We start from the raw sequence: 22,050 nt of genomic DNA, 5'->3' as shown, positions 1-22,050 counted from the left end.
TTAAGCTTGGACCTTAATTTGAAGGAATTTAAAACTCACAGTGAGCTTTGCTGTATGGACGTTAGGTCATACTACGAAGCTTACTGTGAGTTTTTATAATTAAACTTATGCTTAGATATTTAGAATATAGATTTTATTTATTGATAATTATTCATTTTGATCATCTTTTTGTCATTAAAATACGCAAAAAGTGGACATATAAGTAATTATGAAATAATTATAAAACAAGTAAGCGGATTATCCAAGGATCATTATCTGATGAATTAATAAAAAAAACACATATCTGAATAAAAATAAGGTCAATTTGTCTAAATCAGCTCAATTAGGGTAATAAGTGTCCACTTTTTGCGTAATTTAGGGCCATTCCTAGACAACATAATTCAGCAGGGGAAGGCAAATCTAGTAAGTAATTTAGATCAAAAATATATGGAGCTATCTTTAATCATTAATTTATAACGTTAATGAACTAGTGATTGAAAGGTTGTCAAGTGGAAAGGTGGTTAAGCGTGTTAATCATTAAGATTACTAATGGAGAAGGTCATTCAATTGGTTAGCTTAAGTATGCAGGAGGTTAAACCATGCTAATGTTATTGAGGAAAAGGCTTAGTCATATTGTGGCTGTGATAGTCTTGATAACAGCTTTAATTTTACCATTTTTTAGTAGCGTTGCTTCAGCCGCCGAGGTATCCGGAATTAACGGATTAGGCGCAGGCGATGCTATCGTTACCACAAACGACGGGACAAATGTTACCGGAGGTGAAACGGATACCAATACGTCATATGATGTTACATATAATTGGTCCATTCCTGACGGTACAGACGTTTCAGCTGGTGATACAGCTACCTTTACTATTCCTGATAATGTACAAGTAGCAAAGGACGGAACGTACGATATTAAGGCGTCAGATGGGGTAACCGTTATCGGAACGTTTACCGTTAAAAAGGGCAGTAACACTGGAACTATTACGTATAATGATAATATATCTAAGATAGGTAACACTGATCGTCATGGTCAAATTTCATTTACGGCAAATGGAACCACAACTCACTCTCAAACGGATTGGCGAATTAACAAAACGGGCCAATGGCAAGATGACGGAACTATTCTATGGAGTGTCGCAGTGAACAACCCCAATTTGGTTAATGGTGTCATTACAGATATTATGAGTGATAATCAAACCTTTAATGAGGGTAGTGTGACGGTTGCAACCGGTAGTTTTGATGAAAATAACAACTTCCAATCAGATGGCGGAACAGTTCCCGTTACAACTACGATTGATGGTCATACGGTTACCTTTACCTTAGGTGATACCGTTAAAGATGGGGTCTATATCACTTATACAACCACCCCTGATTCAAATTCGGATGGATCTACGATTTCGAATACAGTTGATTTAACTGGTGACGGTGTTGGAGATGGGGCTAACAGTAGTGCCAGCGTAGTCGCTAATGGTAGTGGAACAGGTGATGGGACGGATTCAACCTCAAGTACTCCTGATACTACCAGTTCAACCGACACTACAGATACCACTAGTTCAACTGATACCACGGATACGACAAGTACAACTGATACGACAGGTACGACTGATACCACAGACACTACCGATACGACAAGTACCACAGATACCACAGATACGACAGGTACGACCGATACCACAAGTACAACTGATACGACTGGTACGACCGATACCACAAGTACAACTGATACGACCGATACCACAAGTACAACTGATACGACCGATACCACAAGTACGACAGATACGACAGATACGACAGATACGACTGATACGACTGATACCACGGATACCACAAGTACGACAGATATGACTGATACCACGGATACCACAAGTACAACCGATACGACAGGTACGACTGATACCTCGGACACTACCGATACCACAAGTACGACAGATACGACTGATACCACGGATACCACAAGTACAACAGGTACCACGGACACTACCGATACGACAAGTACGACTGATACCACAGATACGACAAGTACCACGGACACCACAAGTACGACTGGTACGACAGATACGACAAGTACCACAGATACGACTGATACCACGGATACCACAAGTACAACCGATACGACAAGTACGACCGATACCACAAGTACAACTGATACGACTGGTACGACAAGTATGACAGATACCACCGATACCACGGACACCATTAGTTTACCAAGCCAATTAGGCAACGATGATTCCTCTACAGGAATTAGCCATATGGGTGATGATGTTTTTGTAAATAACGATACTAGTTCCTCTAACGACCAATCTAGTAACGGTAAATTACCACAAACCGGTGAGGTAAATTCTAACTGGTTAGTAGCTATTGGTGCTACAGTTTTAGTTGGTTTATTAGTAATGTTTGGACTAATCAAAAAACATCGGTCTAATAATTAGTAAACTGAAATAGAAACAACATGGGGGCGGGAACGCCCTTTTTTAATGGGGCTGATTATTTTTATGATAATGAAAAAAGCAAAGTCAGGGATAACCTATTTAGTCGCCTTTGTGCTACCAGTTATTTTAGTTGCTATTGCATGGTGGCTAAATGGTGTTTACCCTGGAAGTAAATTAAGTGTATTAGCAAGCGATTCATTTACACAAACTGTTAATTTTTACGATGCTTTTCATGATGTTTTACATGGAAATCAAAGTTGGTTTTATACATGGAGTGGGAGTTTAGGCGTTAACTTTTTAGGGATATATAGTTATTATCTCGGTGGCGTCGTAACTCCGATCGTTTACTTTTTCTCGAAATCGGATATGGCTAACGCGGTGTACGTCATAACCTTAATCAAAATCGGTCTAGCAGGTGTGACCGCATTTTGGTATGCCAAAACTAGTTTTCGACTGCAGACCTGGCAAAATCATCTGTTAGCTCTGTGCTATGCTATGATGTCATTTGGCCTTGCCTTTGCAGAACAGCCAATGTGGCTTGATACGCTTTATATTTTACCAATTATTATAATTGGAATTAATCGTGTCATTGACGGCAAAGGTGGAAATATTTTGATTTTTGGATATTTCCTCTTGTTTATAACCAATTTTTACATGGCTTATATTGTTGGGATCTTTTCATTCCTTTACTTTTGTGTAGGGCTTTATCGTAGGGGTGAATTGAAACAAAAGTTAACGTGGCTAGCGTATGGTTGGCGACTTGTTATTGCGTTAGGCTTGTCCGCCATCATCATTATTCCAACCGTGGTAACGATGATTAATACTCACATCCCACTATCAAAGGTTAACGGCCTTTTTACTGATAATACGGGAATTTGGGATTTGATTATAAAAAACATGGTAGGAGTTTATGATACGACTAAGTTTGGCACAATTCCCTTTGTTTCTGTGGGATTATTGCCGCTCATCTTTGCGATTAGCTTCTTTTTCTTAAAAAAAATTACCAAGAAAAGTAAAATTGGGATGGCTGTGTTGCTAGGCTGCCTCTGCCTGGGCTTTTACTTTCAACCCTTTGATTTAGCATGGCAAGGTGGCCATTTTCCTGCCATGTTCTTATTCCGGTACAGTTTCTTATTCTCCTTTTTAGTTATTCAACTGGCAGGAGAGGCATGGGAAACGAAACCCAGTTTTAAACTACTTAGTCGCATTATAATCAGTCTAGGCATTTTAATGATCGTTGCCTATTTTGGTTCATTTGGTCACTATCATTACCTAAGCGTCTTCAACCTGTTATCGACTTTAATCATTTTAGCTGCTTACCTGGTTTTATTTAGCCTGCTAACGACTGATCGACAAAGTGTTCAAAAAGGGATTGTTATCATCCTAAGCATTATGTGCTGTGTGGAACTAACCGGGAATGCTTATGGTATTTTTTTAGGAACCAAAAAGGAATGGCATTATCCACTTAATCGTTTATATACTCAGAACTATCCAGCAATTTCAAAAATTGTGTCTAAGTATCAAAAGAAGGATGTTCCTCTCCGGATGGAATCAATGGATCCAGTCTCTCGTAATGATGGGTTTAACTATAACTATAGTTCGATTAATCTTTTCTCATCAATGCGCAATCGGCCCTTCATGCAACAGATGAACAAACTGGGGTACCGATCGACCGGCGATAACCTTAACCTAATTTACGGGAATAATACGGTTTTGATGGATAGCTTATTAGGTAATCAACTGATCATTGCCAAAGGTAAGGTTAACCGTGTTGGTTATCAAACTCAACCTGACGTTAAGCCCTATCATGTATATAAAAATCAGTATGCAGCTGGGTTAGGGACGGTTACAAATGATCGAATTTTGAAGTTAAAACTGTCCAATACTGATAATTTAGGAAATCAAAGTCAGCTGTTAAATGACCTTAGCCAACAAAATCAAACTTACTTTAAGCAGCAAGCATTAAAGCTATTACCAAGTCCGGGGGCTCGGATTAGTATTCAAAATAATCAATTCTATGGTAATATGCCGTCTGATCAATCCGTGCAGCGGTTGACATGGAAGGTTAAAATTCCGGCCCATCAACAAGCTTATTTGAGCCTTTACCCACTATCTGGAACTAACCTAGGGGGATTAATGAGTGAAGTGAAGGTTGATAAGCAAGGAGTTAATCTAACGTCACGTAATTCTATGACGGGTCAGTATATTGATTTAGGTAACTATAAAAAAGCAACTACCATTACCATTCATACCAATATTTGGGGGAGTAAACAGTTTAGAATGGTTATGCCTAACGTTATTTTAATGAATACAAACCGATATGAAAAAAGTATGACTGAGGTTCAACGACATGCAGCAAAACTAAAAATTAGCGGAGATACTATTACGGGGAAGGTTAATGTAAACCGTAAAAATCAAGTTTTGGTTACCTCAGTCCCTTACGATGATGGTTGGCGATTAACAGTTAACCATCAAGCTGCGTCATTAAAGGCAATCGGGGGGGCCTTTGTGGGTGTTAAACTGCATAAGGGACAAAACCAAGTTCAACTGAAATATCGACCATCGGGATGGTATGTAGGGGTTATCATTAGTTCGATTTCGTTAGTACTCTTAATTGGAGAAATGGTAATTAAGAAGCGAAAAAATAATTAGTTAAAAAAGCTACCGCAAATGACTTTGCCTACGTCATTTGCGGCAGCTTTTACGTTAGAATAATTACAATTTAACACTGAAGTCTTGTCTTACGATAACTAAGATATGAGATAACTATGCTTTTTTCCGGGTTAGTAACTTCCCTGTGAATAGGTGAGGTCATAGGCGTGCGTGTAAATTTCAACTAAGTTGCCGAACGGATCCTCCATGTAAACCATTTGATACGGTTTTTTACCTGGATAATACGTTTTGATCGGCATTCTTTGTTTACCACCATGGGCAAGAATTCGGTCAACCAGCTCCTGAATGTTTGGATCTTGGACCCCATAATGAAAAATGCCGGTTTCAAAGTACCTAAAGTTATCCTCTGGATCAACGTTTTTCTTAAATTCAAACATTTCGATGCCCACACCGTCACCGGTTGTCAAATGGGCAATCCGGTACTGTTCCCAACCATGGCCAAACACGGCTTGAGACATTTCTCCAATTGCACTGGAATCTTCGGTGACTGTCGCTGGGGCCATAATCACGTACCAGCCCATTACCTCGGAATAAAATTTTACGGCTGCATCAATATCAGGTACGGATAATCCAACGTGTGAAAAATTAGTGGGATAAGTTTGGTTAGTCATATTAACCACTCCTTTGTCTTGAATAGGGACTAGCATACTCAGTTAAAACGAGGTAAAATAGTCCGCACTTTTAAGTAAGGGACTTACCTCAAAGTAAGAAATCAAGCAGGGGGAGGAGTTTCAGGATGACACAACGGGAAAAAAAGTTTCATATTGGTATTGAGGTTACGCTAAATGTTATTAGCGGGAAGTGGAAACCCTTAATTTTGTGCTTAATTGGGGTTGGAATAAATCGCAACGGGCGACTTCTACGCGCAATTCCGGAAATTTCTCAGAAGGTCCTGACGGAACAGCTGACCCAATTGGTTAATGATGATGTGCTAGTCAAACACGTTTTTGCGGAAACGCCACCCCGGGTTGAATATGCGTTTTCACCGCACGGGGAATCGTTGAGGCCGCTTTTGCTGGGACTTTGTGATTGGGGCGAACGGCACGCTGAAACATGCGACAACCATTTAACCACTGTCCAACCGCCAGCCGCCCTTTTGAACGGGAAAGAAAAATAGCACACTAAATAAATTGCCGGTCAACCTTATGAGGGATTGACCGGCAGTTTATTTAAAGCGTACTCAAAAAGTTATTCAGGAAATGGAGCCCGATGTTATACCGAATATCCCTAAAGTGGAGGTAGGCAAACGCTAGAACGCAGCCTAACGCCGAGTAAAAAATCAGGTTCAGGGATAGGGCTGGGTTGTGCAGGTAACCAAAGATAAACCCGGAAACGAGAATTCCTAGCCAGTTCGACCAGAAAGTGTCCTTGACGAAGAAGTACTGAAAGAAAATGCCCCGAAAGAGCAGTTCTTCAACTAGGGGTGCAACGACTGCGGAGAAGGCGTTGTTCCAAAAGAGAAGTTGGGAACTCATTTGGTTTAGCTCAGTTTGATTAGCCGGTTCCTTTAGGACGTGGCTAAAAAGCAGTAGCGACCAGGTAATCTGAATGGCATACATTAAGACGTAAAGGCCAATTTCAGTCCAGGCGCGGCGACGCGTTAACTTCGTTTTGCCGAAGTGCCGGGGATTGTTTTTTTTGAGGAGTCGGTGGTAAAACCACCCCATGAGGGCGATCAATAGTGCGGAACAGATCATCATGATCCCAATGTTTTGGTGGAGAAGCACGTTGCTTTTTGCGTGTACGGTGGCTTGCTGCAGAAAGAACTGGCAAACCCCATATAAGATCAGAAAGCCGAACATGACTAAAATTCCGCGGATCTTTTGCCAGAGATAACGTAATAAATTCAAATAACCGCTTCCTTTAACGTTGGTGGGTTGGTGGTAAAATCGTGATTTCAATTTGGTAGTGATCCGGGTCCTCAACGAGAACGGTGAGCGCCTGATCAGTTGCCGTAACGGATGAGTCAAACTGGGAAACGACGTGGACGCCATAGTTAATAAAGTGCTTCCGGATATCCTCGGCCTTATTCTTAGCCGTCATTTTTAGGACAGCCTGGTCAGTTGGGACGGGGGTGCCAAGCTGAAATTGGATGGTCTGATCGCCGGATTTAACGCCGGGTACATCGCTTTCCAACATGGGGAGGTCAAACACTTCGTGATAAAAGCGCAGGCTATTGTGTAAGTTAGCCACCGTTAACGTGGCAGGGGAGAGTTCACGGATATTCATTGTTTATTAACCATCCTTTTTTAATGCTTCAACCATTATAGCATGATTCAACCGAAAACCCATGAAAGGGTCCTGAAAACGGGGACCTGATTGACTTTATTCCTGATTTGGTGGTAAGGTTGTCAGAGTCTGAAATAAATTGAAACTAATAGGAAAGAACTACGGTTGAGGAGGATTAGAAATGCCATTACTCGATGTACAAGGCCTAACAATGGCGTTTGCGGAGAAGGATCTCTATGATGATGCCAGTTTTACCCTGGAAAAGGGCGAACACATGGGAATTGTGGGTCAAAACGGGGCTGGCAAGTCAACGTTAATTAAGATTATTACGGAACAGGAATTACCCTTAAAGGGGGACATTAAGTGGCAGAAAAACCTTAAAATTGGCTACTTAGATCAATATGCTGATATTGCCGACGGGATGACCTTAATTGATTTTCTGCATACCGCTTACGCAGAACTCTATACGCTTAATGCCCAGATGAACCAATTATATACGGACTATGCAGAGAGTCTGGACGATAAGTTGTTGGCACGGGCGGGTCGAATTCAGGAACGGTTAGACGCTGCCGATTTTTACAACGTTGATACTGAAATTGAACGAATTATTACAGGTCTAGGGTTAGACGACATTGGCCGTGATCACGAAGTTGCTAAGATGTCGGGAGGCCAGCGTTCAAAAATCATTCTAGCCAAGTTGCTGCTGGAAGAACCGGATGTTATTTTACTGGATGAACCCACGAACTATTTAGATACCGCTCACATTCAGTGGTTAATGGACTATTTAAACGGGTTTAATGGGGCCGTCATGGTGATTTCCCATGATTATGATTTCCTAGAGGCCGTGACGAATTGCATCATTAACGTGGCGTTCGGTAAGATTACCAAGTACCGGGGATCCTTTAAGCAAGCGATGCGACAAAAGGATGAACGGGAAGAATTTCAGCAGCGGGAGTTTGATAAGCAGCAGGTAGTGATTGAAAAGGCCGAACGGTTTATCAAGAAAAATAAGGCCGGATCAAAGTCAACCATGGCGAAATCCCGTGAAAAAATGCTGAAACGGATGGACCGAGTTGATCCACCTTCAACGAACGTCAAAGCCCGGTTTGAGTTTCCGTACGAAAACACGGGGTCACAGAACGCCCTCGTGGTGGATCGATTATCCGTTGGGTATAACCGGCCCCTGTTGGAACCCGTCACCTTTTCGGTAACCACGAACGAGAAAGTGGGTTTTCAAGGGTTTAATGGGGTTGGTAAGTCAACCCTGATTAAGACCATCCTTGGCTTGATTCCTGCGTTAGGTGGCGAAGTCAACTTTTCACCGTCGGCTAAGGTCAACTACTTTAGCCAGGACTTAACCTGGGATAATAACCGGATGACGCCCCTCCAAATCATCCAGGCCAAGTATGAAAAACTCCCCCAGAAGGCCATTCGGACGAAGCTAGCGAAGTGCGGGTTAGATCAAACTAACGCAATGAAACCCATTGGCCAACTGTCCGGGGGTGAACAGACGAAGGTCAAACTGGCCATGATGGAGTTTGTTCCCTCTAACTTCTTGATTATGGATGAACCAACGAATCATCTGGACGACGAAACAAAGGCGGCCTTAAAGGAAGCGATCCTTAAATTCCCGGGGAACGCTATTGTCGTTAGTCACGAAACCAGTTTTTACACGGGACTAGTGGATAAGACGTTAGACGTTGAAAAGCTGAGCTTACGACCCCGAGCACAGGACGAACAATTATAGAATTCACTAAGATTGAGCCACCCGTTTCACATTTTCCGGTAAATCGGGTAAAGTGGAAGGCGAGGATTAGATTTCAAATGGCGGGAGGAAGACCATATGAAACGATTACTAACGACGATAGGGGTCGTAGTGGTAGCCATTGCTATTGCTGTGGGACTCTATTCCACACAAAATAAAAGTACCAAGGCCCATCAGGCTGCTGATACAGCTAAGCAGACGGTAAAGGTCAAGAAGACGGCTCAGCCAAAGGAAATTAACTGGCGTAAACCGTCTGAAACTAAACCGTACCCCAAGTTGAAAAAGTCTGATTGGCTGGACGTCGATACAAAAAAGGAACGGGTATACGTGAAGCGAGGCGACAAGACGCTCTACACGATGTATTGTTCCACCGGAGTTGGGAAGAATAAAACGCCCCACGGCACCTTCCACATTCAAGAGGAACGGGGCACGTTCTTCTATAACAAGGAGTCCAAGGAAGGGGCTAAGTACTGGGTCTCATGGAAGGACCATGGAATCTACTTGTTCCACACGGTTCCAACCGATTCCAAGGGGAACTACATTAAATCTGAAGCAGAAGAACTCGGAAAAAATGCTGCCTCACATGGCTGTATCCGACTCTCGGTTGCAGATGCAAAATGGGTTTACGAAAAGGTTCCGTACGGGATGAAAGTCGTTATTCACTAATTAAATCTGAAAAGCAAGCCAAAACTTAGTTGTTTTGACTTGCTTTTTTTTCGGAATCTGGTAAATTAAAGAAGTAATGTACTTACTAAAAGTAAACGGAAGGATGATTCGATGACTAAGAAGATCGGAATCATTGTCGGAAGCCTGCGAAAAGGATCATACGGCAAGCAAATTGCAAAAAACTTTATGACGTTACTCCCAGACGGATACGAACCCGTTGTCATTGACTTTAGTCAATTACCCCTATACAACGAGGACTTAGATGACGGTCAGGATGTTCCGGCAGCTTGGACGGAATTTAGAAATGACGTGCAAGCCGTGGATGGTATCATGTTCTTTACCCCAGAATATAACCGGTCAATTCCCGGCGGCTTAAAGAACGCCTTAGACGTTGGTTCCCGGCCAATGGGACACAATGTTTGGGATCATAAGCCCGCTGCAATCATCAGTTACTCTCCCGGTGCCATTGGTGGGATGGGCGGCAACTTTGCCCTACGGCAACCATTGGTCTTCCTAAATATGCCAACTTTACAGCAGCCTGAAGCTTACCTTGGGCACGTTAACCAAATGCTGGATGACGATCAAAAGGTATCTAACCCAGGAACTATTCAATACTTCCAATCCATTGTTGACGCCTACGTTGAATTTTTGGATCGCAACATGGCGTAGATCTTGAGCTAACCACTTCCATTTGGAAGTGGTTTTTTTAATCGCGGCAAAATGGCGTCACCAGATGAGGTTCAGCTTAAATTAGGTCTCTAGCCAGGAAATATTTCCATGTTTGGCTTAATTAATCAGCAGGACCCAAACATTCAGGTTTACTTTGATCGCGCCATGTTGGACGAACCCGTTTTAACGTTTCATCCGGATATTAATACGCAAACCATCTTCATTAAAACTAATGATATTTTACGATTTGTTCGGGTAATGGGTTACGAGTACGAGGTGTTAGACTTACGGTAGGTTTGACGAAACTGGCAGCAACGTAAACGGGTAAAAAAGAGCCCCCTCCTAGGGCTAACTACAGAAAGCCCCCATCGACTGAAAATCAAGTCGTTGGGGGATGGCAACAACGCAAACGTGTTAAAAGAGACAGATTCCTGCGATTAACAAAATAACGCCAGTTTACCTTTGCTTTTTAAGGTAAACTGGCGTTATAACGTTAATTCTCAGAATCTAACCGTCTCTTTTAACACTCTAGTCCTTAAAATCTCCGTTTTCCACGTCCCGGATAAAGGTGGCGAGGTGGTCATAGTAGACTGGGGCGTTATCGATCATGTGGTGGTGGCCACCTTCAGGAGTGGTAGCTAAGCGGGCGTGGGGAATAGTTTCGGCCATGCGCTTAGCTGTATCTAAAGGCATCGTCTCGTGTTCGCCGAAGGTAACTAAGGTTGGGACCTGAATATTGTGAATTTGATCCCGGATATCCCATTCCTTTAATTTACCCGTAACAACGAATTCGTTGTCACCCTGGAAGACGTTGTAGACATCGGTAGCCATAGTAGGGGCAAGGTGGGCAATCGCAGCGGGTTGCTTGCGATCAACGTAGCCCTTGTTGAGGATGTCCACGTAACTTTGGTAGGTTGGATCATCCCAGTTCTTTTCGGCTTCGATTTTCTTCATGTAGGTAACTTGATCCTCAGTGAGGGCCTCGTCACGAACCTGTGAGAGGTGAGTTAGGTATTCTTCAATGTTGTCGGTCATGGAAGAGATGATGGCACCCTTCAAGTGTTCACCGTACTTTAAGGCATACAGTTGAACCAGGGCGCCACCCCATGATTGACCAATCAAGTAGAAATGGTCGATGCCAAGTTTTTGCCGAACTTCTTCAACTTCGTCTAAGAAGTAATCGTAGGTAAGGTACTTTTGGTTTTCAGGTTTACTGTAATCAGGTTGGTCAGAGTAAAACGAACCAAGTTGATCGTACATGTGAACTTGAACGTTTAACCCCTGTTTTTTTAGTTGTTCAGCGGTGTCTTCCCAGTATTCGTGGGTTCCGCCAGGGCCTCCGTGTAATGCCAACAAATGAATGTCGCCTTCACCCTGGGTCCGACTCCAGAGGTGGTAGCCGTTATCTAAGGTGAGAATGGTGGTTCCTTGCTTCATAAATGAATCCCCCGTTTCTTTCGAAATTAAATCTATTTTATCACTTCGGGTTGGTTCCCGCATATAACTTATGCGGGATTTAGGGATGAAGTGGCAGGGTTAACTTAGATTTACCGGGATCTAGGGTGTAGACTAGGGCCTGATTGCCCCGAATGGTCATCCCCATATCCGTAGCGTAGACAACCAGACCTAATTGGTGGCCGGCCTTAACCTTGAAGAAGGTTGGTTGTAACTTAAGGTCGACTTGAACCGGTTGGTTAGGGGTGAGGTCGTCTACTTGATAAGCGTGATGCCGATTTTGTAAGTTCATGTGTGCCTTGGTGATCATCTTAGACGGAGTAACTGGAGCGGGTTGAAACTCCCTTAGGTCGTCTTCTCGCCACCGGAACCCTGCATTTAATGAGTTACGGGATAAAACGGTGGGTGAGTCACCTAGCCGGTGGGCAGACCCAAAGTCAACGAGGGCCACACTCAGCATCCCCTTATTATCGTTAACGGCAACTGAGAGGTGGACGACGGCACTTCCGTCAATTAAACGATCTTCGGTTAAAGGTTCAGTTTTAAAGAGGAGTCGGTGACCCGCCATTTGACTATCATTAGCTAGGGTGTCCGTATGCCATTGATCAACGTGGTGGGTATAAAAATCGAATAGGTGATCCGGCAGCTGGTCATTGAACTGAACGGGAACGGTTGACTTGGCTACCGATTCAAGGGTTCCTGCGCCCAGGTACCACGTTTCAGTTGGGTTGGTGCTGCTTCCCCAATCTGGGTAAGCGTGCCAAGATTCGGCCACCGTATTATCCTGAACGATGACGTTTGGCAGAGTAGTCTCGGCTTGATTATCAACGTCCAGCAACTTGTGGGTTAACCAGAGATTCATCATATCCGTAAAGTCGATGGAGCGAAAGGCATTAATGTAAACATGCTGGCCCTGATGCAAAATCAGTTTTTTCTCAACGGGAACGTCACGGAGGGCGTCCCACAGTTGGGCAACGTTTTTAGGCTTGACATTCCAATCGTTTAATCCGTGAACTAAGATCATATCACACTTGATTTTAGGCACCTGGTTAAGGTAATTCCGGGCGTCCCAAAACGAACTATAGTTACCCGTTTGACGATCTTGATCCCGGGTTAGTGCGGTTAACTGCTGGGCCCAGGTCGATTTAATTCGGTGGTAATCCCCGGCGTTAAGCTGGCGGCTAAAGGTTTCTTCGGCTAGTACGTCGGCATCTTCGCCTTGAAAACCACCCGGAGCGATCACCAGACCGTTCTCCCGGTAGTAGTCGTACCAGCTTGAAATGGCGGCTTCAGAAATGACCGTTTTTAGCCCACTCACTCCCGTCGTGGCAGCTGCCGTTGCGAGGGTGCCTAAGTAGGAACGCCCGGTCATTGCGATATGATGGTTTGACCACCAGGCTTTAATTTCAACGTTGTCCGTTTTATTTGTAAACGCGCGCCGCTTGCCGTCTAACCATTCAATCACGGCAACGGTAGAGATTGTTTCCTCTGGATCACCGGTCGTCCGAATCCCATCGGAATCTTTGGTCCCGATCCCCGCAGCGTAAACGACCGCAAAGCCCCGGGCCAAAAAGTAATCGTTGAGCGTATAAGATTGCACCCGGGCAAAGTTTTCTTCGGGTTCGTTGACTTGATCTGTCACCTGTCGTTCCGGCGGGAGAGTGGGTTCAGCCTCACGGTAGGTGACGTCAGATAGGGTCAGCTGGTTGGGCACCTTGTGTTCGAGGGGCACGTTTACCTCGTGGGTCAGCTGTTCACCGGCTTCGTCATTGGTACCTTCCCCGTACGGGCTGGCCGTGTAAAGTACGGGGACCGTTAATCCGGTTTCGGTTTCCACCGGCCGAATAACTTTTACTTTTAACAGGTCCCGTTGACCATCGTGGTCGGTATCCTGGGGGGATTCAACGTAGACGACGTCGTAACGCAGCTGATGGGGATCAAAAACGGCCTGCGCCTTTCCGTTAAAGAGGAGGGGCTTTGAAACGGTCTCGTCGTGATAAAACGGGAAAAAGTAGCCTTCAGCAGTGAGGTCGTCTAGGTAGGTCTGACCTAGTTTGTTGTGCGTGCATAGTAATAGGTACCAGGCGGAGAGCAAGTGATCCCGTGAGAAAGTTAAGGGGGCCTCTAGAGCAGGAAGGCCAATTTTTTTAATGGCCGCCATTGGATTTTCTAAGTCAAAGTCGAGCCCCACCTGAAAATGTAATAGTTGTAATGCCACCGCATAAAAGGCGGTTTGTGACAGTTGGTCAGATTGAATGAGGTAATCCGCCAAAGTGAGGCTTGGCGTTGCCATGATGTTTTGAAGTTGTTGGGATCTGGCGGACTGGCCGTGGATCTGTGGCATAGCCCGGATCAACAAATCATGCCAGAGATCAATGGGATCGGAGATGGCATCATTTGAGGCCGATAAAAATTGAATTCGACGCAGCTCAGTCTTAGCCGTCGTCAGATCGGTCGGTCGAATGGCAAATTGATTGTTTTTCATTACAGTCCCTCATTTCACTAAGATTGTTCCTTATTATACCCTCATTTTGAGAAAATCTGGGCGACGGATCATATTTCGCTTTCCACCAAGCTGTTCATTGATTAGAATAGGGGTAAAGCAAATTTGAGGAGGAATTTAAGATGGAGACTGAATATGCAAGCGGCGCCGTTGTTTATAAGGTGATCGATGGGATTCCTAATTACTTGCTGTTAAAGAGCGCCACCAGTCACTTCTGGGGCTTTCCCAAGGGCCACGTTGAGGCAGGGGAAGACTTAGTCCAGACGGCGGTTCGCGAGATTCAGGAAGAAACGGGACTGACCGTGACAATTAACACTGATTTTAAGACGCAGTTAGATTATGATATGGTCAACGGCCACCATAAGACGGTGACTCTTTTTACCGCACAGGTTCCAACGGATGCTACGGTGGTGCGCCAGCAAGAGGAAATCAGCGAGTCAGGGTGGTTTCCGTATGATGAAGCCCGTCAACGGTTGACGTATGAAGATTTGAAGGCTGCGTTAGCGAAGGCCGACGATTTTATTACGGCCCAGCATGACTAACGGGGTGAGCGAACGGGGCCGAGTGATTGTCATTACGGGGGCAACGGGGACCGGAAAAACGACGGTGAGTGACTACTTAACCAAACGGTTTGGGATTCCCCAGGTTATTACGCATACCACTCGTCCCCCCCGTCCGGGTGAAACCGACGGGATCGACTACTACTTTGAAAGTCCAGAGTCCTTTCAAAAAAACCACTACTTAGAGTCCGTCACCTACGCTGGTAATCGGTACGGGTCTTCGTACGAAGGGCTGGATCGTGGGTTAGCTCATTCACCGCTGGTTTCCATCGTTTTAGATACGGCGGGCGCCGAGACTTATGCAAAGGAGCTTGGCGACCGGGCAATTATTATTTTTCTGACGGTGGCTACGCCAATGGAGTTGGCGAATCGAATCGAATCCCGGGGGGATAATCCCGAAATGATTCGTCAGCGGTTAGCTAGCCCGGATTTTCAGCGGGACTTAAAACTGCCCGAAGATTTGCAGCCGGTTGCACACGTCATTTCTAATGATAATTGGGCTGAAACTAAGCGGCGGCTTGATGCCCTGGTATCAAGGATCTATGACAAACTGATGACATCTTAACAATGGACTTGAATTTGTAGACCAATATGCTAGAATATGCCTTAATCATTCCGATCGGAGGTCGTTATTTATGGAACAAACATTGGCAACTGCAGAGGCAGTATTACGACAAAATCACTTCAAAGTGACGAAACAGCGTCAGGCCATGCTGGAGTTTTTGATTGATAACCAACATCACTATACCAATGTCACGACTGTTGATGATTTTATGCATCGTGAATTTCCGGGAATGAGTCATAACACCATTTACCGTAACATTAAGGAATTTAAAGAGTGTGGGCTGGTCGAACAGCAACTGGACAATGATCAGGCAACGGTTAAGTATACCTGCGACTTTACCCATCAACACCACCATCATTTTATCTGTACCAATTGTGGTAAGGTCATTGAACTTAAAATGTGTCCAACCGAGTTCTTTGCTGAACAGCTGCCAGGCTGTGAAATTGATGGTCATCGATTTGAACTTTACGGTCTCTGCGCAGACTGTAAATAAGTGACGACGAACCTAACCTTAGTGAAAAGTTAAGGCTATCTTCGCCGTTTTTTTAGCTATCTTTGTCATACTACACGTATTAGTACATTGGAGGAATGTTACATGGCTTATCGTACGCCACCATTTTTAACCCCGTTTGCCATCGTTTCAATTGCTTTGGCCCTGGGGGCGACCAACGTTGTTGCTAACAAGGTCACGGATACGTCTGAAGGTAAAGCCAGGACGTCGAGTGTTGTGTCCTCTACCCCCAAGTCCCAATCCTCATCGTTAAAGAAGAAAATGTCTGAGTCCGATCAAGTTAAGGATAAGAAGAGCGGCAGCGATTCAGTGAAGGACTCGAGCTCAACGTCAAGCGACGAGTCTTCCACGCCGGATACGGAAAGTTCGAGTGCCACCAAGACGAGTTCTTCCACGACTAAGGAGTCATCCGCGCAGAGTAGTGATGATGGTTCCGTCGCTCAAGATGGGACAACGAGTGATAACACATCGACTGGCAGCGAGGAAACAACCTCATCATCTGCGGCAACTAAGGCTGAACGTTCAACCTACTCAACGGGTTCCGCTAGTTCTGCAACAACCGAGTAGGTAAAGGAGGGTCAGAATGTTTAGTTTAATTGATTTAGTGAACCACTATCTGGGTTACGTCAACATGAACCTTAAATTAAAGAACCGGATTTACACGGTTTTGGGGACGTTTGGCGATTTCTATTTATTTTATATTGCCTTCCGATACATGCAGAACGGGTTTGCGGTCCGGGGACTGCTGTTGTTATTAGTGGCGGTAATCTTACTCTACTTTGTTGTTTTAAACGTTTTTTATTACTTCACCACCCGAACGACAAAGTTTGATATTTCACCTAAAATTGAGAAGCTGATGGGTGGCCATCCCGGTGATACGAAAGACCCAATGTTGGATCCAGAACCAATGCCTGAAGGGCGGTTTCAGACGCGGATCCATGCCAACGGCTACTTTGACGAGAAGAAAATTCTACCAGGAAAACTGGCCGTTTCTGATCAGGACCAGGCCAATGCCAATGCGTTAGCCGCCCGCTTACAGCAAAACGGGTTAATGCCCCTTGACTATTCAGGGTTAGGCGATCGGGCCATTTATCAGCAGACAACGAAACTCAATAAACCCGTCTATGCGTCGGGCCCTGGAGCGCCCATTCCCTACTTCGAACTGAAGGAGGAGGCCAATCAACTGGTTGTTTACGCCGGAATTAATCAGGCCGAAGTTCAACGAATGGGGCATGTTTCAACGGTTGGGCTGCAGGACGTTGACAGTTTACGTGATAAATATAAATTGTACTTAGCCAACGCGATCTTAGTGGGTGGGCCCTTTAAAGTTGCGGGCCGAAATACGGTTATTGAACACCAGGGCAACTTTGAAGTTGCCGTTCAGTTGGCCTACAAGAGTCGCCAGAGCGAGGAAATTCGGGTGCAGCCAGAGGATCCGACCCCAACGACGACTGAGCTTCCAACCCGGTCTTCCCGGCACCGAGATTAAAGGTAAATGAGAAAAACTGCGGACCATTTTAGGCCCGCAGTTTTTTTGTGTTTCCAGTTGTGTTTCCCATATACTTTGACCGCGTTGGCATGTTGGTTTAAACTTTAAGAGAAGTCTAATAAATTGAAAACGAATGTAAGGATAACTCAACCGAGGGTGGGTTGGCCGCAGACACTCGTTTATTAAAACTATGAGAGGCGGAAAAGATATGTCAATGATTGAATTTCACGACGTAGAAAAGTACTATGGAGATTTTCATGCCCTTCATGACATCAACCTAACCATTGAAGCGGGGGAAACGGTTGTGCTGATCGGGCCTTCCGGTTCTGGAAAATCAACGCTGATTCGGACGGTGAACGGACTAGAACCCATCCAAGAGGGGCAGCTGATCGTGAATGGTCAGGATCTAGCCAACCCCAAGACAGACATCAACCGGGTTCGGAAAAACGTGGGGATGGTCTTCCAACACTTTAACTTATACGCCAATAAAACCATCTTAGAAAACGTCATGCTAGCCCCTAGAATTGTGCTGCACCGGGACGAAACGGAAAATAAAAAGGTTGCCATGGAGATGCTTGACCGGGTGGGATTGGCCAACCAAGCGCCTAAAATGCCCGCCCAATTATCGGGTGGCCAGCAGCAACGGATTGCTATTGCCCGGTCTTTAGCTATGAAGCCAAAGTGTATTTTATTTGATGAACCAACGAGTGCCTTGGATCCTGAAATGATTGATGATGTGCTAAACGTTATGCAGTCCATTGCCCGGGACTCGTCTATGACGATGCTGGTAGTGACCCACGAAATGGGGTTTGCCCAGGCGGTAGCCGACCGGGTAATCTTTATGGCGGACGGCAGTATTTTGGAAGATGACAGTAAGGAAAAGTTCTTTGAGGGTGAACCGACAAACGAACGGGCCCGTCAGTTCTTGAGCAAAATTATTAAGCACTAATTGCGATTGGAGGAAGTTATGATGAAAAAACGATTACGGTTTTTGAATCTCCTCGTTGCGTTGGGTGCACTGCTGCTGGTGTTAAGTTCATGCGGGTCTCAACCGCTGTCTCAACGAAACGTCTTAAAAACGGATCAGAAGGAAAAAACGATTACCTGGGGGGTTAAGGGGGACACCCGGCTCTTCGGGTTGCTGGATACTAAGGACAACCAGATTAAAGGGTTTGAGGTCGATTTAGCAACGGCACTAACAAAGCAGATGCTGGGTAAGGACGCCCACGCTAAGTTTATCCAGGTAACGAGTTCTACCCGGATGCCCATGCTAAAGAACGGAAACATTGACGCCATTATTGCGACCATGACCAATACGCCTGAACGGCGGAAGCAGGTCGACTTTTCGAACACGTACTTTTACGCTGGTCAGTCACTGCTGGTTAAAAAGGGCAGTCGAATCAAGAATATACACGACCTCAATAAGTACCACGGGACGGTGCTGGGGGTCGTTGGGTCAGATTCCGTCGAAAACGTGAAGAAGGCGGCGCCTGATGCGCGGGTACTGCAAATGACCGACTACGCTCAAGCGATGACGTCCCTTAAGGCTGGCCAGGGTGAAGCCCTAACGACCGATAACGGGATCTTGTACGGGATGTCCGTTCAAAACCCCGGATACGTTGTCACCGGGGGATCGTTTGTCAGCGAACCCTATGGGATTGCGATGGATAAAGGCCAAGGTGACTTTAAGGCTGAGGTCAATCGGGCCTTGAGCGAGCTGCGAAAGAACGGAGAATATGACCGTTTAGTTCATAAATGGTTCCATAACGTTAAAGGATTTGACTATGAGGAGGCGGAAAAGCAATGATCCATATCTTTCAAGAATATGGCGGCACCCTGCTTTATGGGTTAGGTCAGACTTTGCTGTGTAGTCTAATTGCACTCTTTTTGAGCTTAGTCATTGGGACACTCTTTGCGCTAATGGAAGAATCCGAAACGAAGTGGCTTCGCGAAGTGGCCCGCGTTTACATTGAAGTTTTTCGGAATATTCCGTTATTGGTTATTACCATGTTCTTCTACGTGGTTTTTCCGCTCTACATTATTAAAATGAGCGGGTTCGTGGCCGGTACCATTGGACTGACCCTCTATACCTCGGCCTTTATTGCCGAAACCGTCCGGGCGGGGATACAATCCGTTGATCCGGGGCAGATGGAAGGGGCTCGAGCCAACGGGATGACGTACTGGCAAGCAATGCGGTATGTGGTACTCCCCCAAGCTTTCCGGTACGTGATTCCACCACTTGGAAATCAGTTCGTCAACCTGGTTAAGAATTCGTCAACGTTAGCGTTTGTTGCTGGGTTTGATTTAATGTACGAGGGAAACATCATTGCCAGTAACTCCCTTGAAACCATGAGTACCTATGCTTGTGTGGCGCTGCTATACTTGATTATTACCATGCCGGTAAGTTACTACATGAAGTATCTAGAAAATAAGTTAGCATAAGGAGGAGATTGCCATGTTATCATCATTTGCAGGTGCCTACTCCTTTGACAACTTACGCTACTTGGTTGAAGGATTAGGAATTACCATTTTAGTCTCCATTTGTTCGATTATCGGAAGCTTTATTTTAGGGTTGATTCTGGGATTAATTCGGTACGTGAAGTTTAAGTATGTTTCCGCAATCGTTGGGTTTATTATCGATATTATCCGGAACCTGCCATTAATTTTAATTTTATTCTTTACGTACTTCGGGCTGCCAAACATTGGGGTAAAACCCGACGTCATTCCCGCTGCAATCTTAGCCATGACGATCTTTGAATCGGCAATGGTGGCCGAGATTGTTCGGAGTGGGATTGCGGCCGTCGACCCCGGCCAAATGGAGGGGGCCCGGGCCAACGGGCTAACGTACTGGCAGGCTATGCGATACATTGTGCTGCCTCAGGCCATTATGAAAATGATTCCCGCCATGGTCAGCCAGTTTATCTCACTGGTTAAAGATACGTCACTAGCAACGATTATTCTGTTACCGGAAATGATGTTCCGGGCGCAGATAATTTACGGGCAAAACACGAATTATATTATTCCAATGTTCGTGGCGTTAGCCGTATTATATTTCATCGTCTGTTTTGCACTTTCGATTCTGTCAAGGTACCTAGAAAAACGATTGGCTTAACTAAACGAGCTAGGCGAACAACTATTCAGATTACGCTAAATAGGGAGGATGACCAGTTCGATTGCATTTAATCGGACTGGTCATCCTCCCTATTTGGTTGTGGTCTTTTTTATGTGTGCAGCGACTCTAGTGACTCAAAACCTCTGTTAGCCGGTTCCTAATCTGATATGACATACTGACTGAAGTGCTCTAAATCGGTCCGACTTAATTCGACGGTAAGCTGAGTCCCTTCAGCCACGTATTCGGTGGATTTAACGTCTGCGTGATCGTTTAGGTAAGCAACGACGTGACCATCGTTAAATGGAATGAGAAAGTCCACCGTGACGTAATCCTTAAAAACCTTTTCCTTCATGACTTTCGTAATGAGTTCCAACGAGGCAGGGTCCTTGGCGGAAACCACGAGGTGATCGCCAACCTCACGGGGGTAATCGACGTCCGTTAAGTCGGCTTTATTGTAGATGGTCACCATGGGAATGTCCGTGACCCCGATGTCCTTAAGGGTTTGCTCGGTGGTGGCCATCATTTCATCCCGGTTCGGGTCAGAAAAATCAACGACCTGAAGCAGGAGATCGGCGTTGGCAGCTTCAGACAGGGTGGATCGGAACGCCTCCACTAGGGTAGTGGGCAGCTTGCTAACAAAGCCGACGGTATCACTTAGCAGTAACTTCTTTTGGTCGGGAAAGACCAGCTGACGCACACTAGTGTCCAAGGTGGCAAAGAGCATGTCCTTAACGAAGACCTGCTTATCTTCCCCCTTGCCGAATTCCCTCACTAATGCGTTCATAATGGTCGATTTGCCGGCATTGGTGTAACCCACTAATGCAACGGTTGGAATTTTGTTCCGTTCACGTTGCTGGCGCTGAGTCTCATCCGACTTGCGAATTTCCTTGAGTTCGTGACGAACGTGGCTAATTTGTTTACCAATCTGACGCTTAGTTAACTCGGTTTGGGATTCACCCGTCCCACGGCTGGTGAAACCACCACCGCCCCCACCGGTCTGCTGGTCTAACCGTTGTGAAGCACTGGTATGCAGCCGGGGAAGTTGATACTGTAATTTGGCCAGTTCAACTTGGAGTTTGGCCTCCTTAGACTGGGCACGGTTGGCAAAAATTTCAAGAATTAAGCCCGTCCGATCCATAATCCGGACCTGGGTTTCGGCCTCTAAGTTCCGAATTTGACTGGGTGTGAGTTCATCATTAACGACAATGGTGTGAACGTCGTCTTCAATTGCGGCCTCGGCTAATTCCTGAACCTTACCCTTGCCGAAGTAAGTGGCTGGGCTGGGGCGGTCAAGGCTTTGGCGAATTTCTTCAACTGAAATCATGTTATTGGCTTCGACTAAGGCAGCGAGTTCAGCCATTGAGTAGTCGAAATTAAGCCCGCTATCTAATCCAATGGTAATAACGGGGGTTCGAGAATCTTGGGATTCCATAGTAAAACTA

General features: G+C 45.2%; 22 protein-coding genes. 16 read left to right on the top strand and 6 right to left on the bottom strand.

Features of this window, described 5'->3' with window-relative positions; all coding sequences use genetic code 11:
* Positions 1–629: 629 nt before the first annotated feature.
* Both DCM90_RS09890 and DCM90_RS03720 read left to right on the top strand, forming a co-directional pair.
* Complete coding sequence (locus DCM90_RS09890; RefSeq protein ID WP_165815192.1) at positions 630–2,411, top strand: LPXTG cell wall anchor domain-containing protein; 1,782 nt, start codon at positions 630–632, stop codon at positions 2,409–2,411.
* 69 nt (positions 2,412–2,480) lie between these two features.
* Positions 2,481–5,063, top strand: a complete 2,583-nt coding sequence (locus tag DCM90_RS03720) for a YfhO family protein (RefSeq protein ID WP_165815191.1) — start codon at positions 2,481–2,483, stop codon at positions 5,061–5,063.
* A 131-nt stretch (positions 5,064–5,194) separates the two neighbouring features.
* Here the strand turns inward: DCM90_RS03720 and DCM90_RS03715 are convergent, their stop codons facing one another.
* The gene (locus DCM90_RS03715; protein ID WP_109250002.1) at positions 5,195–5,695 is read right to left on the bottom strand and encodes a lactoylglutathione lyase family protein; all 501 of its coding nucleotides are present in this window, start codon (positions 5,693–5,695) and stop codon (positions 5,195–5,197) included.
* A gap of 125 nt (positions 5,696–5,820) precedes the next feature.
* Here DCM90_RS03715 and DCM90_RS03710 point away from each other — a divergent pair, with 125 nt between their 5' ends.
* Complete coding sequence (locus tag DCM90_RS03710) at positions 5,821–6,201, top strand: winged helix-turn-helix transcriptional regulator (protein WP_109250001.1); 381 nt, start codon at positions 5,821–5,823, stop codon at positions 6,199–6,201.
* A gap of 52 nt (positions 6,202–6,253) precedes the next feature.
* On the opposite strand, the gene DCM90_RS03705 is transcribed toward DCM90_RS03710, so the two are convergent.
* Together DCM90_RS03705 and DCM90_RS03700 are read right to left on the bottom strand one after the other, a co-directional pair.
* Positions 6,254–6,934 carry a CPBP family intramembrane glutamic endopeptidase gene (locus DCM90_RS03705; RefSeq protein WP_225365956.1) on the bottom strand — a complete coding sequence of 227 codons (681 nt, stop codon included), beginning with the start codon at positions 6,932–6,934 and terminating at the stop codon, positions 6,254–6,256.
* Positions 6,935–6,947: 13 nt separating this feature from the next.
* Positions 6,948–7,313, bottom strand: coding sequence for a VOC family protein (locus DCM90_RS03700; RefSeq protein ID WP_109250000.1), 366 nt, complete (start codon positions 7,311–7,313; stop codon positions 6,948–6,950).
* 181 nt (positions 7,314–7,494) lie between these two features.
* Here DCM90_RS03700 and DCM90_RS03695 point away from each other — a divergent pair, with 181 nt between their 5' ends.
* The 4 genes from DCM90_RS03695 (at position 7,495) to DCM90_RS03680 (ending at position 10,707) form a co-directional block, all read left to right on the top strand.
* On the top strand, positions 7,495–9,060 hold the full coding sequence (locus tag DCM90_RS03695) for an ABC-F family ATP-binding cassette domain-containing protein (protein ID WP_109249999.1): 1,566 nt from the start codon (positions 7,495–7,497) through the stop codon (positions 9,058–9,060).
* 96 nt (positions 9,061–9,156) lie between these two features.
* The gene (locus tag DCM90_RS03690) at positions 9,157–9,744 is read left to right on the top strand and encodes a L,D-transpeptidase (protein ID WP_109249998.1); all 588 of its coding nucleotides are present in this window, start codon (positions 9,157–9,159) and stop codon (positions 9,742–9,744) included.
* 111 nt (positions 9,745–9,855) lie between these two features.
* Positions 9,856–10,413, top strand: coding sequence for an NADPH-dependent FMN reductase (locus tag DCM90_RS03685; RefSeq protein WP_109249997.1), 558 nt, complete (start codon positions 9,856–9,858; stop codon positions 10,411–10,413).
* Between the two features lie 102 nt (positions 10,414–10,515).
* A complete protein-coding gene (locus DCM90_RS03680) occupies positions 10,516–10,707 on the top strand; it encodes a YbaK/EbsC family protein (RefSeq protein WP_306419291.1) in 192 nt (63 codons plus the stop codon).
* 234 nt (positions 10,708–10,941) lie between these two features.
* Here the strand turns inward: DCM90_RS03680 and DCM90_RS03675 are convergent, their stop codons facing one another.
* The gene (locus tag DCM90_RS03675; RefSeq protein WP_109249995.1) at positions 10,942–11,850 is read right to left on the bottom strand and encodes a proline-specific peptidase family protein; all 909 of its coding nucleotides are present in this window, start codon (positions 11,848–11,850) and stop codon (positions 10,942–10,944) included.
* 79 nt (positions 11,851–11,929) lie between these two features.
* Entirely contained in the window at positions 11,930–14,353 is a 2,424-nt protein-coding gene (locus tag DCM90_RS03670; RefSeq protein ID WP_109249994.1) for a Xaa-Pro dipeptidyl-peptidase, read from the bottom strand.
* 140 nt (positions 14,354–14,493) lie between these two features.
* Between DCM90_RS03670 and DCM90_RS03665 the strand changes: the two genes are divergently transcribed.
* The 9 genes from DCM90_RS03665 to DCM90_RS03625 all read left to right on the top strand — a co-directional run bounded on the left by DCM90_RS03665 (position 14,494) and on the right by DCM90_RS03625 (position 20,608).
* Entirely contained in the window at positions 14,494–14,913 is a 420-nt protein-coding gene (locus DCM90_RS03665) for a bis(5'-nucleosyl)-tetraphosphatase (protein ID WP_109249993.1), read from the top strand.
* On the top strand, positions 14,906–15,496 hold the full coding sequence (locus tag DCM90_RS03660; RefSeq protein ID WP_109249992.1) for an AAA family ATPase: 591 nt from the start codon (positions 14,906–14,908) through the stop codon (positions 15,494–15,496). Before DCM90_RS03665 ends, DCM90_RS03660 begins: the two co-directional genes overlap by 8 nt.
* Before the next feature lie 70 nt (positions 15,497–15,566).
* The gene (locus DCM90_RS03655; protein ID WP_109249991.1) at positions 15,567–15,989 is read left to right on the top strand and encodes a Fur family transcriptional regulator; all 423 of its coding nucleotides are present in this window, start codon (positions 15,567–15,569) and stop codon (positions 15,987–15,989) included.
* Positions 15,990–16,091: 102 nt separating this feature from the next.
* Positions 16,092–16,574: a hypothetical protein gene (locus tag DCM90_RS03650; RefSeq protein WP_109249990.1), complete on the top strand. Its 483-nt coding sequence runs from the start codon at positions 16,092–16,094 to the stop codon at positions 16,572–16,574.
* 16 nt (positions 16,575–16,590) lie between these two features.
* Positions 16,591–17,496 carry a DUF6681 family protein gene (locus DCM90_RS03645; RefSeq protein WP_109249989.1) on the top strand — a complete coding sequence of 302 codons (906 nt, stop codon included), beginning with the start codon at positions 16,591–16,593 and terminating at the stop codon, positions 17,494–17,496.
* A 208-nt stretch (positions 17,497–17,704) separates the two neighbouring features.
* Positions 17,705–18,445 (top strand): amino acid ABC transporter ATP-binding protein, encoded by a 741-nt coding sequence (locus DCM90_RS03640; protein ID WP_109249988.1) that lies wholly within the window; start codon positions 17,705–17,707, stop codon positions 18,443–18,445.
* A gap of 21 nt (positions 18,446–18,466) precedes the next feature.
* Positions 18,467–19,303, top strand: a complete 837-nt coding sequence (locus tag DCM90_RS03635) for a transporter substrate-binding domain-containing protein (protein WP_109249987.1) — start codon at positions 18,467–18,469, stop codon at positions 19,301–19,303.
* Complete coding sequence (locus tag DCM90_RS03630) at positions 19,300–19,938, top strand: amino acid ABC transporter permease (RefSeq protein ID WP_109249986.1); 639 nt, start codon at positions 19,300–19,302, stop codon at positions 19,936–19,938. Before DCM90_RS03635 ends, DCM90_RS03630 begins: the two co-directional genes overlap by 4 nt.
* Positions 19,939–19,951: 13 nt before the next feature.
* Positions 19,952–20,608, top strand: coding sequence for an amino acid ABC transporter permease (locus DCM90_RS03625; RefSeq protein WP_109249985.1), 657 nt, complete (start codon positions 19,952–19,954; stop codon positions 20,606–20,608).
* 157 nt (positions 20,609–20,765) lie between these two features.
* Here the strand turns inward: DCM90_RS03625 and hflX are convergent, their stop codons facing one another.
* A complete protein-coding gene (gene hflX / locus DCM90_RS03620; RefSeq protein ID WP_109249984.1) occupies positions 20,766–22,040 on the bottom strand; it encodes a GTPase HflX in 1,275 nt (424 codons plus the stop codon).
* Positions 22,041–22,050: the final 10 nt, after the last annotated feature.

The sequence above is a fragment of the Levilactobacillus bambusae genome (genome assembly GCF_003124125.1).
Lineage (GTDB): Bacteria > Bacillota > Bacilli > Lactobacillales > Lactobacillaceae > Levilactobacillus > Levilactobacillus bambusae.
The sequence above is the reverse complement of the archived record's forward strand: the minus strand, read 5'-3'. Positions and strand labels throughout refer to the sequence as shown.